The sequence below is a fragment of the Natronococcus roseus genome, from assembly GCF_043677095.1.
Lineage (GTDB): Archaea > Halobacteriota > Halobacteria > Halobacteriales > Natrialbaceae > Natronococcus > Natronococcus roseus.
In genome coordinates this window covers 123,988-145,679 of the sequence record NZ_JBHLJR010000001.1, presented here as the reverse complement: position 1 = coordinate 145,679, position 21,692 = coordinate 123,988, and the positions used below count along the sequence as shown (strand labels likewise).

The following is a 21,692-nucleotide window of genomic DNA, read 5'->3' as shown; positions in this document are numbered from 1 at the left end:
AGGCCGGGTATGGACGTTCGGTTTCTGGGCGGGGCTCGCGAGATCGGTCGCAGCGCGGTGTTGATCGACGACTCGCTGTTGCTGGATTTCGGCATGGACTCGGGAAACCCCCCGTCGTTTCCCATCGACGATGTCGATCCCGACGCGGTCGTCGTCGGGCACGGCCACCTCGACCACGTCGGTTCGGTCCCTACTCTGCTGGCGGGCGACGCCCGCCCGCCGATCCACTGGACGCCGCCGACGTACGACCTCGCGACGGTGCTCGCCCGCGACACGCTCAAGCTTCACGGGGGAACGTACAACTGCCCCTTCACCGAAAGCGAGGTCGCCCGCCTCGCACAGGTCTCGGAGACTCACGGCTACGGCGAGTCCTTCGAGGCTGCGGGCTACGAGGTCACGTTCTTCGACGCGGGCCACGTCCCCGGCAGCGCCCACGTGCTGGTCTCCGACGGCGACACGCGGCTGCTCTACACCGGCGACTTCCACACCGAGGACCAGCAGCTCCTCTCCGGTACCGCGGCCCGTCCCGACGCCGACGCCGTGATCTGTGAGAGCACCTACTCGGACGTAGAGCGCCCGCCACGCGCGGAGATCGAGCGATCGTTCGTCGACAGCCTCGAGACCACCCTCTGGGAGGGCGGCACCGTCGTCGTCCCCGCGTTCGCGATCGGTCGCACCCAGGAGGTGCTCTGTCTCTGCGAGGCGTACGACCTCGAGTGCTACGTCGACGGGATGGGAAAGCGCGTCACCGAACTCTTTCTCCGCGAGCGAAACCGCGAGTTCCTGCGCGATCCCGACCTGCTCCGGCGGGCGAAGGGCAACGCCCGGTTCGTCGACGGGCGGGATGGGCAGCGGGAACGGATCGCCGAGCAAAACACCGTGATCGTCACGACCAGCGGGATGCTCCACGGCGGCCCCGCGATGACGTACGTCCCGGCGATCCGCTCGCACCCGACGAACAAGATCGCCATGACGGGGCATCAGGTCGAGGGCACCCCCGGTCGCGAACTGTACGAGACCGGCAGCGCGGTGATCGACGGGCGCTCGATGCGGGTCAGCGCACAGGTCGAACAGTACAACTTCTCCGCGCACGCGGATCGGGAGGGGCTGCTCGAGTTCCTCGCTCCCTACGCCGACGCCCGGGTCCTCGTAAACCACGGCGATCATTGTGAACGATTCGCGGAAGCACTCCGAGGGGAAGGGTTCGCGGCGGAAGCTCCCTCGCTCGGCGAGGAGCTGTCGCTCTGAGGGTCCCTGCGCCTTGATAGAACTGCGGGTCGGAACACCCGTATGGAGGGTTTCACTCCGACCGCTCGAGGTGACCGTCGATGACCCGAGTCCTGATCTGCTACGGCACGAGCGAGGGACAGACCGAGGCGATCGCCGAGCGGATGGGCGACGTCGTCGGCAGCGAGGGTCACGAGGTAACCCTCACACACCTGAAACACCCGCCCGACGGGCTCGATCCCGGCGCCTACGACGGGATCGTCGTCGGCGCGTCGATCCACGGCGGCTCCCACCAGCGCTACGTGGGCTCGTTCGTTCGGGATCACCTCGAGACCCTGAATCGGCGGCCGTCGGCGTTCTTTTCGGTTAGTCTCACGGCGGCCCACGACGATCCCAGCGAGCGCGCGCCCGCCGCGGAGCTCCTCGAGGCATTCCTCGACGAAACCGGGTGGAACCCCGACGGAACGCTGGCGGTCGCGGGCGCGCTCAAGTACAGCGAGTACGGCCGGCTCAAACGCTTCGTCATGCGCTGGATCGCGGGCCGGGCCAGCGGCGACACCGACACCGCCCGGGACTACGAGTACACCGACTGGGACGACGTCGAGTCGTTCGCTCAAGAGTTCACGACCCTGCTCCGGGCCGACGCCTGAGACGGCTTCTCGTGACCGGTTACCGGCGCGCTCCCCGTGTTCCTTCGGCTGTATCAAGACGACGATCAGCGGGCGTATGGCTGGCCCGTAGACGGAGTCGTAGCGGGCGGCATCTGGATTAGTAGGCCGAAGCGTAATACCCCTCCTTCGCCATACTTTTTGTAATGGTTGGGGTCTGCGGTGCGTTCGGAAGAGAGAGACCGGATATCGAGTCGATGGCCGAGTGGATCGGTCGAGGTGACGTCGGCAAAGCGGGGAGACACGACGGCGACGGGCTGACCTGCCTCGCGGCGACACACCGACAGACCCCACAGCCGGTTCGGGTTCCGGAGCGAGACGCGACGCTGCTGGTCTCCGGAACCGTCTACAGCCGTCTCGGTGACGGCTCGCAGCGGAGACGGCCTGTGGGCGTCTCGACGCCGGAGTTCTGTGCACGCGAGTACGCCGCCGACGGGCTCGAGGCGCTGACCGAACTCAACGGCGAGTTCGTCGCGGTCGTCCTCGAGCGCGCGAACCGGCGGCTGCGGCTCGTGACGGACCTCCTCGGCAGTCGGCCGCTGTACTACCACTCGAGCGGCGACTGCCTGCTGTTCTCGACGGCCGTCCAGTCGCTGGTCGACCACCCCGACGTTCCGGCCGCGTTCGATCCCCCCGGACTGGTCGAGTACCTCGCTCACAAGCAGGTCCGAGGGACGCAGACGCTCTACGAGGGCGTCGCGCAGCTGCCACCCGCCTCGATCACGACGGTCGAACTCGGGGACGAACACTCGATCGCACACGACCGCTACTGGTACCCGACTCCACAGCCGACGTCGCTGTCCGCCGATCGGTTCGTCGATCGGTTTCTCGACCGCTTCGCCGCCGCCGTCGACGACCGGGTTCGGTCCGAACGAACCCACGGCCTGTTGCTTTCGGGCGGCAGCGACTCCCGGCTCCTCGCTGCGACGGTCGATCCCGACCGGACGTACGGTTTCACTACCGGCTCGACGACGTCGGGTGACGAGTCGTCCATCGCGGCCCGCGTCGCCCGAACCATCGACGTTCCGTTCACGCGACTCGAACTCGATCCGGACCGAACCCCGGCGCTGCTCGAGGCGTACGGCCGACACGGCAACGGGATCGGCTGGTTCAACGAGGCGCGAACCCTCGCGGTCGCCGACGAGATCCGCGAGGACGTCGACACCCTCGTCTCCGGGCTGTACGCCGACGTCTTCTTCAAGGGATGGACGCTTCCCGACCGCCAGCTCTCGACGCCGCTGGGCGACATCACGCTCCCGGTCGGACGGGCCGCCGAGGATCGACGGCAGTTTCTGGAGACGCGGTCGAAGGCGACTCCGGCGTACGTCGACACCGACGCGGTCCCGTCCGCCCGCCGGGTGCTCGAGCGATCTCTGACGGACACCACCGAGGGCGTCCGCGACCACGGCGTCGACTACCCGTCGATGGCGGAGCTCGGACGAGTCGACTTCTGGTACCCCCTGACCAACGAGAGCTCCTTCGACCGGTACGCCGACGTTCAGGTGCTGCCGACGGTCTACCCGTTTCTCGACCGCCGGCTGATCGAGCTCTCGCTCGAGCTTCCCCGATCCGACGCGGTGCGACGGAACGTCGTCAACCGCGCGGTGTCGCGGCTCGCACCCGACCTCGCGGCGATCCCGCACAACGAGAGCGGCGTCTCGCTCTCCCGGCCGCAGGCGCTGCACTGGGTCGGCCAGCTCTACCGCGAGCGCGTCGGCGACTCGAGCGACGGGACGAACGCGGCCGCGTTGCGAGAGGACTGGCTCCCGACGTTCGTCCGCGAGCACGAATCGACGATCCGGGCGCTTCCCGGTATCGAGTACGAGGAGTTTTGTCGCCTCTGCCGGGAGCACCGCCGCGGGGCGAACCACACCGGGTCGATCAGCGGACTGGTGAGCGTGCTGGCGATGCCGGCAACGGGAACGATCGTCGACGCCGGATCCGGGACCGATGCGGTGCCGGACCGGAGCTCGAGCCGTTCCGGTAACGCCCCGAGTACGGGAACCGGTACCGGCTTCCGGACCTGAAACGCCTTTTGCGTCGGTCGCCGTCCCAACGACGATGGCACACGATACTGACACCGATCTCGAGGCCCTCGAGCTGAGCGAAACGGAGGAGGCGGCTCTGCACGAGCTCCAGCTCGGCATCGAGTACGTCCATCGGGCCTACGGGAACCTGCTCCAGTTCCACCACGAGCTCGGCCACGCCATGGACCGAATCGGCGACGCCGAAGACCAGCTTCGGGAGGCCGGCCACGAGGAGTTGGCCGACCGCCTGCGCGACGATCATCTTCCGGCGGGCGCGATTAGCGACCGGTGGACCTACGAACTGGTCGAGGAGTTCTCGGACGGCTTCCTCGAGGACGCCGACGCCTTCGAGGACGAGGTTCGAGAGGAACTGGCGGACGGGATCGGTCACGTCACCGAACGCCGCCAGCAGCGCCGGATCCGCGAGCGCGCTCGGCGGGAGTGACGACCGACGACTGCTAACTGTTTTCGAACCCCGCTCCGTAGACGAACCCATGACCGATCGGTACGACGCTATCGTTCTCGGGGTGGGCGGAATCGGGAGCGCCGCGACCGCCCACCTGGCGACGCGAGGCGCCGACGTCCTCGGCCTCGAGCGCTACGACGTCCCCCACGACTACGGCTCCTCGCACGGCCGTTCCAGAATGTTCAGGCTCGCCTACGCCGAGGACCCGGCCTACGTCCCGCTCGCGAAGCGAGCCGCCGACCTGTGGGACGACCTCGAGGATTCGACCGACCGGCGACTGTTCTACCGCACGGGATCGGTCGATGCCGGGCCCGCCGACGGCGAGCTGGTCGCGGGCTCGAGACGCTCCTGTGCGGAACACGACCTCGAGTACGAGGGCCTGTCGAGTAGCGAGCTGACCGAGCGCTACCCCGGTTACCAGCTCCCGGCGGGGTACGACGCGATCTACCAGCCCGACGGGGGGTTCCTCGAGCCAGAGGCCTGCACCGTCGCCCACGTCGAGCGCGCCCACCGAGCGGGGGCGACGATCCGGGCCCGAGAGCGGGTCGTCGACTGGCGCCCGACGAGCGACGGCGTCCGCGTCGAGACTGACCACGACGGCTACGAGGCCGACCGCCTCGTCGTCACCGCCGGCGCGTGGGCGGGGCGTTTCGTCGATGCCCTCGAGTCGGTGCTGGTCCCCGAGCGACAGGTGCTCGCGTGGTTCCAGCCGACCGAGCCCGACTCCTTCGACCGCGAGCGGTTCCCGGTCTGGAACCTCGAGGTCCCGGAGGGCCGGTACTACGGGTTCCCGGTCCACGACGTTCCCGGGTTCAAGCTCGGCCGGTACAACCACCGCGAGGAGGCCGTTGACCCCGACGCCTTCGAGCGCGAGCCGACCCAGACCGACGAGCGGCTCCTCCGGGAGTTCGCCGAACGGTACTTCCCCGACGGCGCCGGACCGACGATGGGACTCCAGACCTGCCTCTTTACCAACACGCCCGACGACGACTTTGTCCTCGATACGCTTCCCGGGAGCTCGCAGGTCGTCGTCGGCGCCGGCTTCTCCGGCCACGGGTTCAAGTTCGCCAGCGTCATCGGCGAGATCCTCGCCGATCTGGCCCTCGAGGGAGAGACCGACCACCCGATCGAGTCGTTCGCGATCGACAGGTTCTGACGGGGCTCCCAAAGCCCCTCGAGTCATCGCGGACCGCCCGCGGTTGAAGCCGCCGGAACCACGCTTATCCGTTCGTTCGTGTGACCGTCACTATGGGCAGAGAGAGCACGCGGCGTTCCGCAGCCGGAATCGTACGGGGGATCAGAGACGGCGAGCTGTCCCCCGTCGAGGTCGTCGACGACCACCTCGAGCGAATCCGCGAGCGAAACGACCGGACGAACGCGTTCGTCACCGTCGCCGAGGAGTCCGCCCGGGAGGCGGCCCGCGAGGCCGAGCGCGCGCTCGAGGACGGCGAGTCGCCAGGGCCGCTCCACGGCGTCCCCGTCGCCGTCAAGGACATCGACGACGTCGCGGGGATCGAGACCACCCACGGATCGCGGCTCCGCGCCGAGCGCGTCGCCGACGCCGACACGGCGTACGTCGCCCGTCTGAAGGCCGCGGGCGCGATCGTCGTCGGCAAGACCAACACGCCCGAGTTCGGTGTCGGGACGACGACCGACAACCGCGTCGTCGGCCCGACGAGCACGCCCTTCGACCTCGAGCGCACCGCCGGCGGCTCCTCGGGCGGGGCGGGGGCGGCGCTGGCCGACCGGCTCGTCCCGCTCGCGCCGGGCTCGGACACCGGGGGTTCGATCCGTATCCCGGCCAGCGCCTGCGGCGTCTACGGGCACAAACCCACGTACGGGCTGGTGCCGAACGTCGATCGTCCCAACGCCTTCGCGAGCCACACGCCGTTCTACCACGTCGGTCCGATGACCCGCACCGTCGAGGACGCCGCGCGCTCGCTCTCGACGATGGCGGGACCCCATCGCGACGACCCTCACTCCGTGCCCGCGACCGACGACTACCTCGCCGCGGTCGATCAGCCGATCGACGACCTGCGGATCGCCTACAGCCCAGACCTGGGGATCTACCCGCTCGAGCCCGCGGTCCGGGAGACGATCGACGACGCCGTCGGCGCCCTCGAGCGGGCGGGCGCGACCGTCGACGAGGTCGACCCGGAGTTCGGCCACGACCGCGCGGAGATCCTCGAGGCGTTCTACGCGATGGCGACCGTTCGCTGGCAGGCGGGCCTCGACGCCCTCGAGGCCCAGGGGTTCGATCCGCGCGGCGAGGACCGCGACCGACTGTACGATGGCTTCGTCGAGACCGTCCTGGACGCCGAACCCCCGACGGTCCGAGAGCTCGAGCGAGCCGACGTCGTCCGCTCGCGGATCTTCGACGGCCTGCAGGAGCGCTTCGAGGAGTACGACCTGATCGCGTCGGCGACGCTGGCTACGATCCCGTTTCCCCACGGCGAGCCCCCCGAAACGATCGACGGCGTCGATATCGGCCCGCGACGGGGCTGGGTGCTCACCCAGCCGTACAACCTCACCGGCCACCCCGCAGCCTCGGTCCCCGCGGGGTTCGTCGACGGGCTGCCCGTCGGCATGCAACTCGCCGGGGAGCGCTTTGGCGATGCCGACGTCCTCGCGGCCAGCGCCGCCCTCGAGCGACGGCGGCCGTGGCGCGATCGGTACCCGACGTAAGCGCCTGGGATCGTCGACGACGGCCTACAGCTCGTCGATGATCTCGTCCGCGAACCGCTCGAACGCCCGCTGGCGGTCCTCGCTTTGCAGCCCGATGATCGCGTGGTCCAGGCCGTAGGACTCGAGCCGGCGGAAGTAGTCGCGGTACCACTCGACGCCGGCCCGGTAGCCCAGATGCAGGGGTTCGGGGTCGGCGGTCGGATCGTCCGTGAGTTCGACTCGAATCGCGATCACGAACGGCTTCTCGTCGGCAGCTTCGCGCCACTGTGCGATGTAACTCTCGAGCGTCGACTCCGGGAGGTGATAGAACAGCCAGCCGTCGCCGTGCTCGGCGATCCAGTCGTCCGACTGCCGGGAGTTTCCGGTCGGCAGCAGGGGGATCGTTCCGCTGACCGGTTTCGGCACGACGTCGAGGTCGCCCTCGAGGCGACCCCACCGGCCCTCGAGGGTGGGGTAGTCCTCCCGCCAGACCGTCCGCAGGGCCTCGACCCCCTCGCGGAACAGTTCGCCTCGATTTTCGCGGTCGACCCCGAAGGCAGGGTACTCCGGGTCCCGGTCGCCGGAGGCGACCCCCATCACGAGGCGGCCGTCCGAGAGGCGATCGACCGTCGCGGCCGACTTCGCGACGTGCAACGGGTGGCGAAGCGGAAGGACGACGCTCGAGGTCCCCAGCGCGACCTCGTCGGTGTGGGCCGCGACGTGGGAGAGCCACGGCCAGGTGTCGAACGTCTGACCCGCATCGCCGAACTTCGGCCAGAACGTGGGGACGTCCCGCGCCCAGAGCCCGTCGAACCCCAGCTCCTCGGCGAGGACCGCGAGTTCGATTTCGGCCTCGTGGTCGGGCGTCGAGCGGTTCGCCCCGGTCAGGGGAAAGCCCGCGCCGAAGGTCAGTCCGTCGTGATCGAACAGCCGTCGGTAGCCCGCGTTCGCGTGATCGGAGGGCATTCGCTCGAGCTATCGGCCGCGTTCACAAGACGCTGTTCGTTCTCGAATCCAAGTATCGGACTCAGCGACGGGAACTGGAGCTGACGTATTCCAGCCCCGGACAGCCGTCGAGGTACCACAGCGCGATCGCCGCCCCGAACAGGACCCACTCGAACAGGAAGACGGTCACGGGGTTCGTGAACGGCCCCACGAGCAGTTCGACGACCGTGGGCGGTTCGAACAGCCGCTCGCCGTACCGGAACGTCGGCTGCTCGAGCAGCGGCCAGACCAGAAACTCCGTCTCGAACGGATACCCGAGAAACGCCCGGGGCGGGATATCGGCCAGGAGATGCGAGAGGTGTGCGACGACGAACGCGGTGGCCGTCTCGACTCGCTCGAGGGCGAACCCGACGGCGTAGACGACGAGGATCAGCGCTGCGGCGAACAGCAACGAGTGGGCGAGCGAGCGGCCGCTCGGCAGGATTCCAAACCACCACGCCAGCGGCTTGTCGATCAGGTCGGCGAACTGCGAGCCAACGAAGACCGCGAGGGCGGGTTCGGCTCGCGGTGGCCGTCCGAACCGGCCGCGGGCGTACAGCGAGTACACGAGGTAGGCCACGCCGAGGTGTCCCCAGGGCCACATGGCCGGCCGTAGCCGTCCGCGGCGTGTAGTTACGGCGTCCGTAACCCTGGAACGGGGCTGCGCGTCGGCAGGTAGACGTCACCTGAACCTAGACGCGTGACTCTCGGTCGGCACAAAGATAGAGAGAGAAGGATCGACGTCCCGCGTTGGGATCAGTCGTCGGCGGTCGCGGCGCCGCTGTCCTCGGCCTGGTCGCGGGTCCAGGAGAGCTTGCCGCCGGCCGCGAGGATCGAGCGCTCGCGCTCGGAGGCGTCGAGCGTCGCGGTGAACTCCTCGCCGTTGACGCGGACGGTGAACTCCTCCTGACCGCTCGTGACGGCCTCGTAGACGTCGTCGACGATCTCGATCTCGTCGCCCTGGTCGATCGAGTCGTAGGTGTCCTCGTCGATCGTCAGCGGGACGATCCCGAAGTTAAAGAGGTTCGCGCGGTGGATCCGGGCGAAGCTCTGTGCGAGGACGCCCTCGATGCCCAGATACATCGGGCAGAGCGCGGCGTGCTCTCGCGAGGAGCCCTGGCCGTAGTTCTCGCCGGCGACGAGGAAGCCGCCGTCGGCCTCGAGCGCGCGGTCGGCGAACGTGTCGTCGACACGCGAGAGGGTGAACTCGGAGAGCTTGGGGACGTTCGACCGGTACATCAGGATGTCCTGGGTCGCAGGGATGATGTGGTCGGTCGTGATGTTGTCCTCCATCTTGAGCAGCGCCTCGCCGGAGATCTCGGAGCCGAGCTCGTCGCGGATCGGGACGTCGCCGATGTTCGGGCCCTTGATGAGCTCGTCGTCGACGGCCTCGTCGGGGGCGATGAGGTCCGTCTTGGAACCGTCGTACTCGTCGGGGAGCTCGACGCCGGGAGCCTCGACGTCGTCGAGGTTCCGCGGATCGGTGATCTCGCCCTTGAGCGCCGCGGCGGCGGCGACCTCCGGCGAGCAGAGGTAGACGTTGTCGTCCTCGATACCCGAGCGACCCTCGAAGTTGCGGTTGAAGGTCCGCAGCGAGACGGAATCGGAGGCGGGCACGTGACCGATGCCGATACACGCACCGCAGGTGGCCTCGGAGAAGTTGACGCCGGCGGCCATCATCTCCGCGACCCAGCCCTCGCGGGCGAGCATCTCGGAGGCCTGCTTGGAACCGGGGGCGACGATCGTCTCGGTCTCCATCGAGGTTTCACGACCCTCGAGCATCTTGGCGACGGGGAGGATGTCCTCGTAGCCGCCGTTCGTACAGGAGCCGACGATGACCTGCTCGACGGACTCGCCCTCGACCTCGCTGACGGGGACGACGTTGTCCGGCATCGAGGGCGTTGAGATCAGCGGCTCGAGGTCCGAGAGATCGACGACGATCTCGTCGTCGTACTCGGCGTCGTCGTCGGGCTGGATCTCCTCGTATTCGTCGCCGCGGCCGACGCGCTCGAGGTAGTCCTCGGTCTGCTCGTCGGTCGGGAAGATCGACGTCGTCGCGCCGAGTTCGGTGCCCATGTTCGTGATCGTCATCCGCTCAGGGGCGGTGAGCGTCTCGACGCCGGGGCCGGTGTACTCGAGGATCTTGCCGACGCCGCCCTTGACGCTCAGGCGTCGCAGCATCTCGAGGATGATGTCTTTCGCCGTGGCCCACTCGGGGAGCTCGCCCTCGAGTCGGACGTTGACGACTTCCGGCATCTCGATGTAGTAGGGCGCGCCGCCCATCGCGACGGTGACGTCGATCCCGCCGGCGCCGATGGCGAGTTCGCCGAGGCCGCCGGGGGTCGGCGTGTGGGAGTCCGAGCCGAGCAGCGTCTTGCCGGGCGCGGCGAAGTTCTCGCGGTGGACGTTGTGGCAGATACCGTTACCGGGGCGAGAGAAGTGGGCCCCGTAGGTGCCGGCTGCAGAACGCAGGAAGCGGTGGTCGTCGGTGTTCTTGAAGTCGAACTGGTAGGTCTGGTGGTCGCAGTACTGGGCGGCAATTTCGGTCTGGACCTCGTCCAGTCCCATCGCCTCGAACTGGAGCCAGACCATCGTTCCGGTCGTGTCCTGGGTAAGTACCTGGTCGATCTCGATCCCGATCTCCTCGCCGGTCTCGAGCTCGCCCTCGACGAGGTGATCGTCGAGAATCTTTTCGGTGAGAGTCTGTCCCATAGCATCCGGATTTCGGCTTCCTGGCTTGATAAATCCAGCGTGTTTCTATCGGGAACGACCGTGTCATTTCCGGGCATTCGACGGGGTTTCGCGTAAGTATTGCCACGGCGGTGACCGTTCGTACACTCGCGCGCAGCCGGCCGACGCTGCTTCCTCGAGGGTGTCCCGTAACGCCCTGCCACGGCCGATCCGAACGGATACCCTTTTTTCAACTCCGGAGCGTATCGACGCTATGTTCCGCTCCGGCGCCTTCGTCGCGGAGTACGTCTCCCCGACGAGCGACGACCAGATCCAGCCCAACGGCGTCGACCTCACCCTCGACGTCGTCTTCGAACAGCTCGAGCCCGGTCGGATCGGCCGGGACGGCAAGCAGATCGGCGACCGGGTGGCCCGCCCGCTCGAGGAGTTAGAGCAGAAGGCGCCGGACACCTACTACCTGCCCGAGGGCGCCTACGTCGCCCGCTACGGTGAACGCATCGAGATCCCCGAGGGGCACGTCGGCTTCGTCTACCCGCGCTCGTCGCTGATGCGCAACTCCTGTATGCTGAACACCGCGGTGTGGGACGCCGGCTACGAGGGCCGGGGCGAGGGGCTGTTACAGGTCCACCACGACATCGAGATCGCCCGCGGCGCCCGCATCGCCCAGCTGGTGTTCGCCGAGGCCAACCACGAGGGCGCCTACGACGGCAGCTACCAGGGCGAGAACCTCGAGTAGCCGCCGGGCTGCCGGCAGGGGATTGACGGCCGTCCGCGACGACCGTTCGCACATGACTGACGCGGAAACGGAACGACCCTCGCTCGTCGGCATCAATCACGTCGCACTAGAGGTCGGCGACATCGACGACGCGCTCGAGTTCTACGAGGATCTGTTCGCGTTCGAACTGCGGAGTCGATCCGACTCGAAGGCCTTCCTCGATATGGGCGATCAGTTCATCGCGCTCGCCGAGAGCGACGATACCGACCGGGACGGCCAGCGTCACTTCGGGCTCGTCGTGGACGACACCGACGCCGCTCAGCGGCGGCTCGAGGACTGCAGCGTCGAGCGCCTCGACGTCCCCGGCCTCGAGTTTCACGATCCCTGGGGGAACCGGGTCCAGCTCGTCGGGTATTCCGAGATTCAGTTCACGAAAGCCGACCACGTCCTCGAGGGGATGGGTCTCGACGAACTCGAGAAGACCGACGGGGCGATCGCGGAGCTCGAGGAGAAGGGACTCGCACCGGAGCGGTCGGACTGAGAACAGGTTCTACGGCCGACAGAACGAAGGCGACCGGCGACGAACTCGAACGCGATGTCCGGGACGGAGCCGTGCGAACGGTGCGGATCGCAGCGTCCTCGAGCGGCGGCTCGCTGTCCCGACTGTGGACACGAGCGGACGAGCCGATGGCGGTACGTCGGCTGGCTCGTCCTCGGAATCGCCGTCCCCGTCCTCGCCCTCGCGACGGCCCTGCTCGGCTATCTCGCCCTGTTCTCGCTCCAGCAGGGGACGATCGGAGCGGCCGGCCCCGCGATCGCCCTCTGGATTGGGATCTGGGTCGGCGCCGCGCTCACCGTCGTGATCGTCTACGATCGGAGCGCGGAGACCCGAACCCCGACGGGGTCGCCGGACCGCTGAGATGATGGCGACCACCCACGTCTTCGCCGGACTCGCACTCGTCGCCCCGGTCGCCGCCGCCGTTCCGACGCTCTCGAGCCCGCTTGCCGTCGGTGCGATCGTCGGCGGGCTCGCACCCGATCTCGATCTCGTCCTCGAACACCGGCGGAGTCTGCACTTCCCGGTCGCCGGGCTGCCCGTCGCCGCGCTCGCGGTCGGCGCTGCGGTGCTGGTCCCCTCGAGCCCCGTCGTCGGGGTCGCCGCTGCAGTCGTCGCCGCCTGGCTCCACGCCGCGAGCGATGTCCTCGGCGACGGGCCGGAGATGGACCCCTGGACCGACGTCGGCGACCGCGCGGTCTACGACCACGTCCGGGGTCGGTGGCTACGCCCGCGGCGGTGGATCCGCTACGACGGCGCGCCGGAGGACGGCGTCCTCGCTCTCGCGCTCGCGGCACCAGTGCTGCTCGTCTTCGAGGGGTGGATCGTCTCGGCCGTCGTGGGCTGTCTCGCAGTCTCGTTCGCCTACGTCCTGGTTCGGCGACGGCTGGTCGCGTGGCTTCCTGACTGGCTCGAGTGAGCGCGGGAAGTCGGAACGCTGATACCACCGCTCGCGAACCCATTCCGTATGGTCGATACGTTTCTCGCCCAGACGACTCATCTCGTCTTCGCCTCGCTCTGGGCCGGTAGCGTCTTCTACGTCGCGTTCGTCGTCCTCCCGCTGGCTCGAGACGGCGCGTTCAACTCGACGAAACCCCTCGAAACGATCTCGAGCAAACTGACATCGATCTCGCGCGTGAGCGCGCTCGTCCTGCTGCTCAGCGGCGGTCATCTCGCGGGAACCCGCTACACCGCCGAGGGACTGTTCAACACGATCAACGGGCAGTTGGTGCTCGCGATGGTCGCCCTCTGGCTCGTCCTCGCGGGGCTCGTCGAGGTGGGCGCGAAACGGTTCGAGTCGGGCCTCAACGGAAAGAAGCTCCGCGAACCCGCCGCGAACGCCCTGCCGCTGTACCGAGCGGGAGCGGTCGTCGCCGTCCTCCTCCTGGTTGTCGCCGGGGCGATCACGACCAACGTCGCCGCGGTCGTGTCGTAGACGTGTAATTCCTTCCTAGATATATTTGTAAAGAAGATTGTTACGAAAGATACTTAGTTAGCTACTGAGAGGTATGTGTATGATGTTCAGGGGCAAAGGGATGGCCCTGTCGCTGCTCGCGGTGGGGACCGCCGCGGCCGCCGGGTACGTCCTTCAGAACGATCGTTCGCCGACCGAAACGGGACGCTCGAAGGCGAACCTCGGCGCCAGGGTCGTCGACGAGGTTCCCGCAGGTGCGACCGTTATCGACGCATCGGCCCGCCGACTCGCGGAGATTCCGGGCGCCCGACGGGCGCTCGAGCGCGCGGTGCGCAACGACGCCCGAGAGGAGTGGGAACACGTCACCCTCGAGCGCGACGGCGCCTGGTCGGTCGTCGACACGATCCGGGACTCGCTACCGTACTACGAGGCCGATCGGGGCGAGTACAACGGCGTCTACGTCGAACACCAGGGCCGGATCGTCGTGCTCGACGCGATCGGCTGGGCTCGCCTCGAGCAACCGATCCACTGACGGCGACGATCGGCTTCGCTGCAGCCGCGGCGACTTCTGCTTCGCGTTTCGTTCTCGAGCGGCGCCTCCGCCACGAATCACAACCACTACCTCGCGGCCCCGCCCATCCGGACGCATGCAACTGGGCGTTATCGGACTCGGACGCATGGGACAGATCGTCGTCGATCGGGTGCTCGAGGCGGGCCACGAGGTCGTCGCCTTCGACCTCGATCCGGCAGCCGTCGCCACCGCGGCCGACGCTGGTGCGGAGCCGGCCGACTCCGTATCGGACCTGGCGGACCGACTCGGCGAGGAGAAACGGATCTGGCTGATGGTCCCCGCGGGCGAAGCCGTCGACGCGACCCTCGACGATCTCGATTCCCACCTCGACGGCGACGACGTCGTCGTCGACGGCGGCAACTCCTACTTCGAGGACTCCGTGCGCCGGGCCGAGGCCTGCTCGGCGGCGTACCTCGACTGCGGCACCTCCGGGGGTCCCGCGGGTGCGGAACTCGGCTTCTCGCTGATGGTCGGCGGCCCGCAGTGGGCCTACGACGAACTCATCCCGGTCTTCGACGCCGTCGCGACCGGTCCCGACGGCCACGGTCGGATGGGGCCTGCGGGATCGGGCCACTACGTCAAGATGGTCCACAACGGCGTCGAGTACGCGCTGATGCAGACCTACGGCGAGGGGTTCGAGCTGCTCCACGAGGGTCGGTACGACCTCGACCTCGAGAACGTGGCCTCGGTCTGGAACAACGGCGCCGTGATCCGTTCGTGGCTGCTCGAGCTCTGCGAGGAGGCGTTCCGCGAGGAGGGGACCGACCTGGGGACCGTCGCCGACCGCATCGAGGGCGGCTCGACGGGCACCTGGACCGTTCAGGAAGCCCTCGAGCAGGAGGTGCCGCTGCCGCTGATCTACACCGCCCTCTCCGAGCGGTTCGGCTCGCGGGCCGACGAGGGTCGATTCTCGAGGCGGCTGGCGAGTCGGCTTCGATACGGCTTCGGCCGCCACGACGTTCCCCGCCGAACGTGAGGCCGTTTCGGAGGGCTGTGCGATCGGTCCGCCGAGAGAACACTCATTTTCACCGTTAGCTACGCGCTGAAATATTGGGTCATTTTCTTTACTCCCGGTCCGCTCACCGTTAGTAGTGACCTCTCACCGACCGACGACGAGCGTGGCCGCGACGGAGGATCGACGAACGAGTACGGCGGTTGTCGAGCTGGTCGCTCGCGTCGACGAGGTCGATCCGATCGCGCTCGAGCCCCTCTACGACGCGATCGACCCCGACACGCTGGATTCGATCTCCGATCCGAGCTCCGGGTTCCGGTCGCTGTCGTTCCGGTACGCCGGCTGGCTGGTTACCGTCGACTCCCGCGAGGGCGGGCTCGAGATCGCGCTGTCGGAACCCGCGTCGCCCGACGGCGCGGTTACCGACGTCCCCGACGCCGAATCGTCGCTGTAAGCAGTAAAAAAGAGCAACCGTTATACGATCGGTATCGCTATCTGTAGACACGAGGGCGCGTAGCTCAGTGGACAGAGTTCTTGGTTCCGGACCAAGATGTCGCGGGTTCAAATCCCGTCGCGCCCGCTGTTCTGTGCGAGCGACAGTGAGCACGAACAGCGAACCGCGCGGGATTTGAAGTAGAGAACGGCGAGCGAAGCGAGCCGTTCGCGTAGTTCAAATTCCCGTCGCGCCCGCTCGGCTCGTTTCACTCGCCTCGCGAGCGCGACGTAGCTCGCGAACGCGTTGCGTTCGCTCACTCCCGTCGCGCCCGCTGTTTTATCGACGGTTCTCGAGCATCGTTCCGTCCTCGAGCGCCGACCCGTCGAACTCCGGGCGAAGCTTCAGAACCGTCGGTCCGATGGTTCCGACGTATGACTGACGACGAGAAAACCGAGGAGATACCCGAGGACGGATCGCGACAGGACGAAACTGACCCCGACGCGGAATCCGACGAGGACGACGCGGACGACGCGTAGCCCGACCGAGACAGCGTCCGTTTTCGCCGCTCCCTCGAGCCGAGAGCCACAGCTACTATACCCACCGGTGGGTAGCCGTCCCCATGCCCGAACGCGAGTGGTGGAGGGAGGCGATCGTCTACCAGATCTACCCGCGCAGCTTCAACGACAGCGACGGCGACGGCGTCGGCGACATCCCCGGGATCGTCGAGAAGGTCGACTACCTCGAGGACCTCGGCGTCGACGGCGTCTGGCTCAACCCCGTCTACGAGTCGCCGATGGAAGACAACGGCTACGACATCGCGGACTACCGGGCGATCCACCCCCGCTTCGGGACGATGGCCGACTGGGAGCGCCTGCTCGAGGAACTCCACTCACGGGGCATGCGCCTGATCATGGACTTGGTCGTCAACCACACCTCCGAGGAACACGAGTGGTTCGTCCGCTCGCGGGCCGGCGATCCGGCGTACCGGAACCACTACGTCTGGCGGGAAGGCGAGCCCGACGGCCCGGCGCCGAACAACTGGGAGTCGTTCTTCCGGGGGTCGGCCTGGCGCTACGACGACGAGCGCGAGGCGTACGTTTTGCACCTCTACGACGAGAGCCAGCCGGATCTGAACTGGGAGAACCCCGACGTTCGTGCGGACGTCTTCGAGATGATGCGCTGGTGGCTCGAGAAGGGGATCGACGGCTTCCGGATGGACGTCATCAACCTCATCTCGAAATCCGACGGATTGCCCGACGGCGATCCCGAGACCGAGGGCCTTCCGGTCGGCGCCGAACACTACGTCAACGGGCCGAACCTCGAGGCTCACCTGGAGGAGATGTACGAGGAGGCCCTGGCAGACTACGACGCGATGACCGTCGGCGAGACGGTCGGGATGGAGGCCGAGGAGGCCTCGGCGTACATCGGCGACGATCGGGCGCTCAACATGGCGATCCACTTCGAGCACATGAACGTCGACCGCGGCGATGGCGGGAAGTACGATCCTGTCGACCTCGACCTGCTCGAGTTCAAGGAGATCGTCACCCGCTGGCAGGAGGCGCTGGCCGACGAAGGGTGGAACTGCCTGTACTTCAGCAACCACGACCAGCCCCGGACCGTCTCCCGATTCGGCGACGACGGCGAGTACCGCGAGGAGTCCGCCAAGATGCTTGCGACGGTGCTGTGTACCCTCCGGGGGACGCCGTTTCTCTACCAGGGCCAGGAGATCGGGATGACGAACACGAGCTTCGAGGATCCAGCCGATGTCGAGGACGTCTGGGCGCAGAACTTCCTCGAGGAGGCCCTCGAGGGCGACCGGTACGACTCCTTCGAGGACGTCCGTCCGGTGCTCGAGGAGTGCTCCCGGGACAACGCCCGGACCCCGATGCAGTGGTCCGACGACGATTGCGCCGGCTTCACCGACGGCCAGCCCTGGCTCGGCGTCACCGACAACTACGACGAGATCAACGTCGAAGCCGCCCGCGCGGACACCGACTCGATCTGGCACTACTACCGCGAGCTGTTCGCCCTCCGCGAGGAGTACGAGACGCTCGTCTATGGCGAGTACGAACTCCTGTGTACCGACCATCCCGAGGTGTTCGCCTACGAGCGCAGCCTCGAGGACGAGCGGCTGCTCGTCGTCTGTAACTTCTTCGACGAGCGATCGGCGATCGAACTCGGCCTCGAGGGCGAGGTCGCGAACCGGCTGCTCGGCAACTACGAGGAAGAACCGTCGTTCAGCGGGACGCTCGAGCTGCGACCGTACGAGGCCGCCGTCTACCGACTCTCGTAGCCCCGTTTTGCGGCCGCCGTCGGCTCAGATCGCGCCCGACGGATCGCCCGGACCGCGCGCTCGCCGACGTGTTTCGCGTCCTCGAGCGAGAGGTCCCGGTGGATCGGCAGACAGACGTGCCGGCTCATCGCCGCGGTTCCCACGGGTGCGACCCCGTCGGTGTCGTAGCGGTCGGTGACGAACGGCTGGCGGTGCAGCGGGGGATCGTACGCCCAGTCGATCGTGATCCCCTCGGCCTCGAGGCGGTCCCGAACGCGGGTCCGGTCGCAGCCGGGCTCGAGCGCGACGGGGTAGCGCCAGTAGCTCGAGCGGACGGCCGACGGCGGCGAGATCGGCTCGGCGATCCCCTGCTCGGCGAGTTCCGACAGTCGATCGTCGTAGATCCGGGCGAGTTCGTTTCGGTAGGCGACGAACGCCTCGACGCGCTCGAGCTGGCTCCGGCCGAGGACGGCCGCGAACTCGGAGAGGCGGTAGTTGCTTCCGAGACGGGTGAACCGAGAGTCGCCGCTTTCGGGGTCGAGCCCCCGGTTGCGGATCGCCGCCACCCGTCGTGCGAGGGCCTCGTCGTCGGTCAGGACCATCCCGCCCTCCCCGGTGGTCAACACCTTGGTCGCGTAGAACGAGAAGCAGGCGGCGTGGCCGACGCTGCCGGCCGGCTGCCCGTCGATCGTCGCGCCGTGGGCGTGCGAGCAGTCCTCGATCAGGACGGCGTCGTGAGCCTCGCAGAGGGCCCGGAGCTCGGCCGTCCGTTCGCAGACGTTGCCCGCGAAGTGGACGGCGACCACGGCCGCGGTGTCGTCGCCGATCAGCTCGGCGACCGACTCGAGCGAGATGTTGTGATCGTCGGGCTCGATATCGGCGAACCGGAGCTCGTAACCGGCGGTCAGCACCGACGAGGCGTTCGCGGCGAACGTCTGGACCGGGACGATCACCTCCCCGCCGCGACCCTCGAGCGCGCGAAAGACCGTCTCGAGGGCCGACGTACACGAGTTGGTCACGATCCCGCGCTCGCGGCCGACGTAGTCGGCGAACTCCCGCTCGAACGCGTCGCAGTGCTCGCCCATCGTCAGCCGCGCGTCGCCGTCGAGCATCCGTTCGAACTCGGCCAGCACTCGCTCTTTGCCCGGAAACGAGCCGCCCGTCGCGATCGGGTACTCGTCCGTCACGGCCGACCACCCGGTCGGTTCGTCCTCGCGTTCGATCCCCACCGTTCGTCCGTCCACCCGACTGAGCGCATAATCGCCGGTGACACTCTCGACGGCATAAGTATGGGCCGGAGAACCGTCCCTAGACGGCGCTTTCTCGATCTTCTCGAGGTCGACTCCCCGGATAGCGATAGTATTGCGCCGATCGACAAACGCGGCCGTCGCGGTACGAACACCCTACCGATCCCGTCTCAGACCGATTCGCACAGCGCCCAGACGTCGTTGGTCGGCTCGAGCCGGTGGGGTTCGCGACCGCGCTCGGTGAGGATCCCGGCGTGGTACAGCATCGTCTTCAGCTGGAACACCGTCGGCGCGTGGTAGGTCGCGCCCTCCTCGAGGGGCTCCCGACGGAGTTCGCCGTCGGTCGTCAGCGCGCGGCGCCGAACCCCCCGGTTGCCCCGGACGAACAGTTCGACGGCGAACGTCGGGTGGAGCTCGTGGAGGTACGTGACGAACTCGACGAGCGACGGCTCGCGACTCCCGTCCCGGTGGAGCCGCTGGAGTTCGGTCACGAGCAGCTCGGTCGCGGGGTAGTCGAAGACGACCCGGCGGGCGAGTTGCCCCCAGGCCGGCGCCAGGTCGAGGAACCGTTTCGGGGAGCCGTACCACGCCTCGAACTCCGAGAGAGCGCCCTCGACCGTCCCGCAGTTGCGCTTCGCGAACCGGACGACCTCCTCGCCGAGCGAGGTGAGCCTCGCCCCGCCCGGCGCCTCCTCGATCAGGCCGAGGAACGCGGCGCCCCGTCGGGCGTCGTCGACAGCGCCGACCACGTCGTACGTCGCCAGCAGCGTCTCGGTGTCGCCGTCGGCGTAGTGGGCCAGCGGATACCCCAGGTAGTTCTTCGGGTGATTCAGGCCGAACGACCGGTCCGCGACGCCCTGCGCGGTCGCCTGGAACCGGATCGCCGTCGCCTCGGTCGTCGTTTTGCTCCCGACTACGCGCGGTACCTCGAGGGGCGCCACTCCACCGTCGGACTCGACGCCGAGGACGCCGACGTTCAGCTCCCGCGCCAGCGTTCGATCGGTCTCGGAGACGGCCGATGCGGGCGCGGCGAGGTAGGCCGCGTTGGCCTCCCCGAGGCGGTCGTAGGCCTGGACGATCCCGCGCTGGGTGTCGACGCCGTCGCTCGCGTACCCCTTCGCCTCCACGGCGACCAGCGGCGGCTCGTCGCCGAGTCGATCGACGGCCACGAGCTCCGGCTCGAGCCGGCCGACGCCGACGAGATCCGGGTAGCCGCCGCCGATCCGGACGTGGTTGAACGGCGCCAGCCGGTCCCTGACCTCCGAGTCGACGGCCCGTCCGGGGAGCCACTCCTCGCGGGCGAACTGCGTGTCTGCGACCGCGTAGGCGGGCCCACCATCGTCGGGAAAGAGTCCCTTCTTGGCGTCGGCCAGCACCTCGGGCTCGGTCAGTGACCGGACGCTCATGGTTCGGAGTCGGCCGTCGGGGCCAAGAACGTTCCGGCGCGGTGACTGTCGGCTCGAGCGATACGGCGTGCGTCGGATCCGGCCCCCTCCTCGAGCCACGGCGACTACCGGTCTACGGCCGCCGTCCGAACTCGCCCTCGAGGTCGAGCTCGCTCGCGATTCCGGAACCCAGCGCGCCCGTCCCCAGGACCGTGAGCGCGAGTCCGAGCATCCAGCCCACAGCTCCCAACTCGAGGAGCGCGAGCAGCCAGAGCCCGGCGACGAGGGCGAGCCCGCCGGCGACGATCAGTCCAACGAATCGCTCCATACCGGTCGGTCGGTTGCCCGAGCCAAGTATCCCGGCCCCGTCGGGCGAGAAGCTAAGTGAGCCGACCCCGAATATTTTCGATAGGATGACCGAACCGACGCTCGTCTTCGACGACGACTGCGGCTTCTGTACGTGGTGGGCGGAGTTCTTCGACGACCGAACCGACGTCCGCATCGTCGGCTTCACCGACCTCACCCCGGAGCTACGCGAGCGACTGCCCGAGGACTACGAGGACTGTTCGCACTTCGTGACCGACGACGCGGTTCACTCCTGTGGCGCCTCGCTCGAGGAGGGTCTCGCTCGAGTCGACGACGCTGGGGTCGTGCGAGAGGCCGTCGGGTTTCTCCGGAACTTCGAGGACTACGAGCGCGTCCGCGAGCAGGGGTACCGACGAGTAGCGGACAACCGCGACTTCTGGGGACAGTACCTCTCGAAAACCCCACCGGTCCGGCGGGAAGAGTAAGCGGCGACGCACCTGATCGGCCGGCCAACGTTTCGCACCCGACCGCGAGCTACGACGAGACCTCGTTCTCCGGTGGCCCCTCGCTCGAGCGCTCGGCTCGCCAGTGAAGCGTCCGCGTTCGACCCAGCGACCGGAGAACGGCGGCGACCGCCACGAGGTACGCGCCGCTACCGATCAGCAGGACGCTCAGACTCGGAAGCTCGATCATCGGCGAGCGGCGTCGGTCGGCGCCGCGGCGAGGTTCGGTCGGCGGTCGACGACGTCGTGTACATCCCGGTCGTCCGTACCGTTCGCGACGACATAGTCGACGTCGCGTCCGAGGTGGTAGTACGTCGTGGTCTCGTCGAACTCCATCCGCCGACTCGGCTCGGATCGCACACACCGGATCCACGAACGGTTGTCCCGGTCCAGTACCGTCAGTTCGTCGACCGTGATCTCCCGTCCGTCCGTCAGTCCGACGGTGATCTCCTCGCTCATGTCACTAACGACGGAGGTCGCAGGTATTGTTATGTAGTTGTTTCCTGACGTTAGTCGACGGTTACCCGTTTCACCGGTGCCGACTGTGAGGTTCTCACACGCAGCGTTTCGCGTAAACATCTGACTAAACGAGGTGATCAGTGTCCCGT

The 21,692-nt window shown here is 67.9% G+C and carries 24 protein-coding genes and 1 tRNA gene; 17 read left to right on the top strand and 8 right to left on the bottom strand.

All coding sequences use genetic code 11. The features are described 5' to 3' along the window. The first annotated feature begins 9 nt into the window (after window positions 1-9). The 6 genes from ACFEMD_RS00775 (at window position 10) to ACFEMD_RS00750 (ending at window position 7,073) form a co-directional block, all read left to right on the top strand. Window positions 10-1,248: an MBL fold metallo-hydrolase gene (locus ACFEMD_RS00775; protein ID WP_394738974.1), complete on the top strand. Its 1,239-nt coding sequence runs from the start codon at window positions 10-12 to the stop codon at window positions 1,246-1,248. 80 nt (window positions 1,249-1,328) lie between these two features. Next, window positions 1,329-1,877 (top strand): flavodoxin domain-containing protein, encoded by a 549-nt coding sequence (locus tag ACFEMD_RS00770; RefSeq protein WP_394738973.1) that lies wholly within the window; start codon window positions 1,329-1,331, stop codon window positions 1,875-1,877. Between the two features lie 164 nt (window positions 1,878-2,041). Beyond that, on the top strand, window positions 2,042-3,922 hold the full coding sequence (locus ACFEMD_RS00765) for an asparagine synthase-related protein (protein ID WP_394738972.1): 1,881 nt from the start codon (window positions 2,042-2,044) through the stop codon (window positions 3,920-3,922). A 34-nt stretch (window positions 3,923-3,956) separates the two neighbouring features. Continuing rightward, entirely contained in the window at window positions 3,957-4,367 is a 411-nt protein-coding gene (locus ACFEMD_RS00760) for a hypothetical protein (protein WP_005553158.1), read from the top strand. 49 nt (window positions 4,368-4,416) lie between these two features. Further along, window positions 4,417-5,544, top strand: a complete 1,128-nt coding sequence (gene solA / locus ACFEMD_RS00755) for an N-methyl-L-tryptophan oxidase (protein WP_394738971.1) — start codon at window positions 4,417-4,419, stop codon at window positions 5,542-5,544. A 92-nt stretch (window positions 5,545-5,636) separates the two neighbouring features. Beyond that, window positions 5,637-7,073 carry an amidase gene (locus ACFEMD_RS00750; RefSeq protein WP_394738970.1) on the top strand — a complete coding sequence of 479 codons (1,437 nt, stop codon included), beginning with the start codon at window positions 5,637-5,639 and terminating at the stop codon, window positions 7,071-7,073. 24 nt (window positions 7,074-7,097) lie between these two features. On the opposite strand, the gene ACFEMD_RS00745 is transcribed toward ACFEMD_RS00750, so the two are convergent. From ACFEMD_RS00745 to ACFEMD_RS00735, 3 genes are all read right to left on the bottom strand, one after another. Next, entirely contained in the window at window positions 7,098-8,018 is a 921-nt protein-coding gene (locus ACFEMD_RS00745; RefSeq protein WP_394738969.1) for an LLM class oxidoreductase, read from the bottom strand. Window positions 8,019-8,079: 61 nt separating this feature from the next. Further along, window positions 8,080-8,640, bottom strand: coding sequence for a metal-dependent hydrolase (locus ACFEMD_RS00740; protein ID WP_394738968.1), 561 nt, complete (start codon window positions 8,638-8,640; stop codon window positions 8,080-8,082). A gap of 152 nt (window positions 8,641-8,792) precedes the next feature. Beyond that, the gene (locus tag ACFEMD_RS00735; RefSeq protein ID WP_394738967.1) at window positions 8,793-10,748 is read right to left on the bottom strand and encodes an aconitate hydratase; all 1,956 of its coding nucleotides are present in this window, start codon (window positions 10,746-10,748) and stop codon (window positions 8,793-8,795) included. Between the two features lie 223 nt (window positions 10,749-10,971). Here ACFEMD_RS00735 and ACFEMD_RS00730 point away from each other — a divergent pair, with 223 nt between their 5' ends. The 10 genes from ACFEMD_RS00730 to ACFEMD_RS00685 all read left to right on the top strand — a co-directional run bounded on the left by ACFEMD_RS00730 (window position 10,972) and on the right by ACFEMD_RS00685 (window position 17,664). Next, window positions 10,972-11,463 carry a deoxyuridine 5'-triphosphate nucleotidohydrolase gene (locus ACFEMD_RS00730; protein WP_394739758.1) on the top strand — a complete coding sequence of 164 codons (492 nt, stop codon included), beginning with the start codon at window positions 10,972-10,974 and terminating at the stop codon, window positions 11,461-11,463. Between the two features lie 52 nt (window positions 11,464-11,515). Next, window positions 11,516-11,983, top strand: coding sequence for a VOC family protein (locus tag ACFEMD_RS00725; protein ID WP_394738966.1), 468 nt, complete (start codon window positions 11,516-11,518; stop codon window positions 11,981-11,983). A gap of 54 nt (window positions 11,984-12,037) precedes the next feature. Next, window positions 12,038-12,361: a hypothetical protein gene (locus ACFEMD_RS00720; protein WP_394738965.1), complete on the top strand. Its 324-nt coding sequence runs from the start codon at window positions 12,038-12,040 to the stop codon at window positions 12,359-12,361. A 1-nt stretch (window position 12,362) separates the two neighbouring features. Further along, window positions 12,363-12,917: a metal-dependent hydrolase gene (locus ACFEMD_RS00715; protein WP_394738964.1), complete on the top strand. Its 555-nt coding sequence runs from the start codon at window positions 12,363-12,365 to the stop codon at window positions 12,915-12,917. A gap of 48 nt (window positions 12,918-12,965) precedes the next feature. Next, entirely contained in the window at window positions 12,966-13,433 is a 468-nt protein-coding gene (locus ACFEMD_RS00710; RefSeq protein ID WP_394738963.1) for a copper resistance protein CopD, read from the top strand. A gap of 79 nt (window positions 13,434-13,512) precedes the next feature. Further along, entirely contained in the window at window positions 13,513-13,944 is a 432-nt protein-coding gene (locus ACFEMD_RS00705; RefSeq protein ID WP_394738962.1) for a hypothetical protein, read from the top strand. A gap of 115 nt (window positions 13,945-14,059) precedes the next feature. After that, on the top strand, window positions 14,060-14,959 hold the full coding sequence (gene gnd / locus ACFEMD_RS00700) for a phosphogluconate dehydrogenase (NAD(+)-dependent, decarboxylating) (protein ID WP_394738961.1): 900 nt from the start codon (window positions 14,060-14,062) through the stop codon (window positions 14,957-14,959). A 115-nt stretch (window positions 14,960-15,074) separates the two neighbouring features. Further along, the gene (locus ACFEMD_RS00695; protein ID WP_394738960.1) at window positions 15,075-15,389 is read left to right on the top strand and encodes a HalOD1 output domain-containing protein; all 315 of its coding nucleotides are present in this window, start codon (window positions 15,075-15,077) and stop codon (window positions 15,387-15,389) included. A gap of 53 nt (window positions 15,390-15,442) precedes the next feature. Then, window positions 15,443-15,515, top strand: a tRNA-Arg gene (locus ACFEMD_RS00690). A 475-nt stretch (window positions 15,516-15,990) separates the two neighbouring features. Next, entirely contained in the window at window positions 15,991-17,664 is a 1,674-nt protein-coding gene (locus ACFEMD_RS00685; protein WP_394738959.1) for a glycoside hydrolase family 13 protein, read from the top strand. Here the strand turns inward: ACFEMD_RS00685 and ACFEMD_RS00680 are convergent. The 3 genes from ACFEMD_RS00680 to ACFEMD_RS00670 all read right to left on the bottom strand — a co-directional run bounded on the left by ACFEMD_RS00680 (window position 17,649) and on the right by ACFEMD_RS00670 (window position 20,603). Next, window positions 17,649-18,872, bottom strand: a complete 1,224-nt coding sequence (locus tag ACFEMD_RS00680) for a DegT/DnrJ/EryC1/StrS family aminotransferase (RefSeq protein ID WP_394738958.1) — start codon at window positions 18,870-18,872, stop codon at window positions 17,649-17,651. The two genes, ACFEMD_RS00685 and ACFEMD_RS00680, sit on opposite strands and share 16 nt — an antisense overlap. A 188-nt stretch (window positions 18,873-19,060) precedes the next feature. Beyond that, a complete protein-coding gene (locus ACFEMD_RS00675) occupies window positions 19,061-20,296 on the bottom strand; it encodes a hypothetical protein (protein WP_394738957.1) in 1,236 nt (411 codons plus the stop codon). 112 nt (window positions 20,297-20,408) lie between these two features. Next, window positions 20,409-20,603 (bottom strand): hypothetical protein, encoded by a 195-nt coding sequence (locus tag ACFEMD_RS00670; protein ID WP_394738956.1) that lies wholly within the window; start codon window positions 20,601-20,603, stop codon window positions 20,409-20,411. 85 nt (window positions 20,604-20,688) lie between these two features. Here ACFEMD_RS00670 and ACFEMD_RS00665 point away from each other — a divergent pair, with 85 nt between their 5' ends. Then, window positions 20,689-21,066, top strand: coding sequence for a DCC1-like thiol-disulfide oxidoreductase family protein (locus ACFEMD_RS00665; protein WP_394738955.1), 378 nt, complete (start codon window positions 20,689-20,691; stop codon window positions 21,064-21,066). A gap of 49 nt (window positions 21,067-21,115) precedes the next feature. Here the strand turns inward: ACFEMD_RS00665 and ACFEMD_RS00660 are convergent, their stop codons facing one another. Together ACFEMD_RS00660 and ACFEMD_RS00655 are read right to left on the bottom strand one after the other, a co-directional pair. Next, complete coding sequence (locus tag ACFEMD_RS00660; protein ID WP_394738954.1) at window positions 21,116-21,274, bottom strand: hypothetical protein; 159 nt, start codon at window positions 21,272-21,274, stop codon at window positions 21,116-21,118. After that, window positions 21,271-21,543, bottom strand: coding sequence for a hypothetical protein (locus ACFEMD_RS00655; protein ID WP_394738953.1), 273 nt, complete (start codon window positions 21,541-21,543; stop codon window positions 21,271-21,273). The genes ACFEMD_RS00660 and ACFEMD_RS00655 overlap by 4 nt, the downstream gene beginning before the upstream one ends. Between the last annotated feature and the right edge of the window lie 149 nt (window positions 21,544-21,692).

Excerpts from the sequence above, each read along its gene's own strand:
- ACFEMD_RS00740 (WP_394738968.1), bottom strand. The coding sequence starts at position 8,640 with ATGTGGCCCTGGGGACACCTCGGCGTGGCCTACCTCGTGTACTCGCTG.
- ACFEMD_RS00720 (WP_394738965.1), top strand. The coding sequence starts at position 12,038 with ATGTCCGGGACGGAGCCGTGCGAACGGTGCGGATCGCAGCGTCCTCGA.
- ACFEMD_RS00725 (WP_394738966.1), top strand. The coding sequence starts at position 11,516 with ATGACTGACGCGGAAACGGAACGACCCTCGCTCGTCGGCATCAATCAC.
- ACFEMD_RS00745 (WP_394738969.1), bottom strand. The coding sequence starts at position 8,018 with ATGCCCTCCGATCACGCGAACGCGGGCTACCGACGGCTGTTCGATCAC.
- ACFEMD_RS00750 (WP_394738970.1), top strand. The coding sequence starts at position 5,637 with ATGGGCAGAGAGAGCACGCGGCGTTCCGCAGCCGGAATCGTACGGGGG.
- ACFEMD_RS00665 (WP_394738955.1), top strand. The coding sequence starts at position 20,689 with ATGACCGAACCGACGCTCGTCTTCGACGACGACTGCGGCTTCTGTACG.
- ACFEMD_RS00765 (WP_394738972.1), top strand. The coding sequence starts at position 2,042 with ATGGTTGGGGTCTGCGGTGCGTTCGGAAGAGAGAGACCGGATATCGAG.
- ACFEMD_RS00710 (WP_394738963.1), top strand. The coding sequence starts at position 12,966 with ATGGTCGATACGTTTCTCGCCCAGACGACTCATCTCGTCTTCGCCTCG.
- ACFEMD_RS00705 (WP_394738962.1), top strand. The coding sequence starts at position 13,513 with ATGATGTTCAGGGGCAAAGGGATGGCCCTGTCGCTGCTCGCGGTGGGG.
- ACFEMD_RS00775 (WP_394738974.1), top strand. The coding sequence starts at position 10 with ATGGACGTTCGGTTTCTGGGCGGGGCTCGCGAGATCGGTCGCAGCGCG.
- ACFEMD_RS00760 (WP_005553158.1), top strand. The coding sequence starts at position 3,957 with ATGGCACACGATACTGACACCGATCTCGAGGCCCTCGAGCTGAGCGAA.
- ACFEMD_RS00715 (WP_394738964.1), top strand. The coding sequence starts at position 12,363 with ATGATGGCGACCACCCACGTCTTCGCCGGACTCGCACTCGTCGCCCCG.
- ACFEMD_RS00660 (WP_394738954.1), bottom strand. The coding sequence starts at position 21,274 with ATGATCGAGCTTCCGAGTCTGAGCGTCCTGCTGATCGGTAGCGGCGCG.
- ACFEMD_RS00675 (WP_394738957.1), bottom strand. The coding sequence starts at position 20,296 with ATGAGCGTCCGGTCACTGACCGAGCCCGAGGTGCTGGCCGACGCCAAG.
- ACFEMD_RS00670 (WP_394738956.1), bottom strand. The coding sequence starts at position 20,603 with ATGGAGCGATTCGTTGGACTGATCGTCGCCGGCGGGCTCGCCCTCGTC.
- ACFEMD_RS00770 (WP_394738973.1), top strand. The coding sequence starts at position 1,329 with ATGACCCGAGTCCTGATCTGCTACGGCACGAGCGAGGGACAGACCGAG.
- ACFEMD_RS00685 (WP_394738959.1), top strand. The coding sequence starts at position 15,991 with ATGCCCGAACGCGAGTGGTGGAGGGAGGCGATCGTCTACCAGATCTAC.
- ACFEMD_RS00655 (WP_394738953.1), bottom strand. The coding sequence starts at position 21,543 with ATGAGCGAGGAGATCACCGTCGGACTGACGGACGGACGGGAGATCACG.
- gnd (WP_394738961.1), top strand. The coding sequence starts at position 14,060 with ATGCAACTGGGCGTTATCGGACTCGGACGCATGGGACAGATCGTCGTC.
- solA (WP_394738971.1), top strand. The coding sequence starts at position 4,417 with ATGACCGATCGGTACGACGCTATCGTTCTCGGGGTGGGCGGAATCGGG.
- ACFEMD_RS00735 (WP_394738967.1), bottom strand. The coding sequence starts at position 10,748 with ATGGGACAGACTCTCACCGAAAAGATTCTCGACGATCACCTCGTCGAG.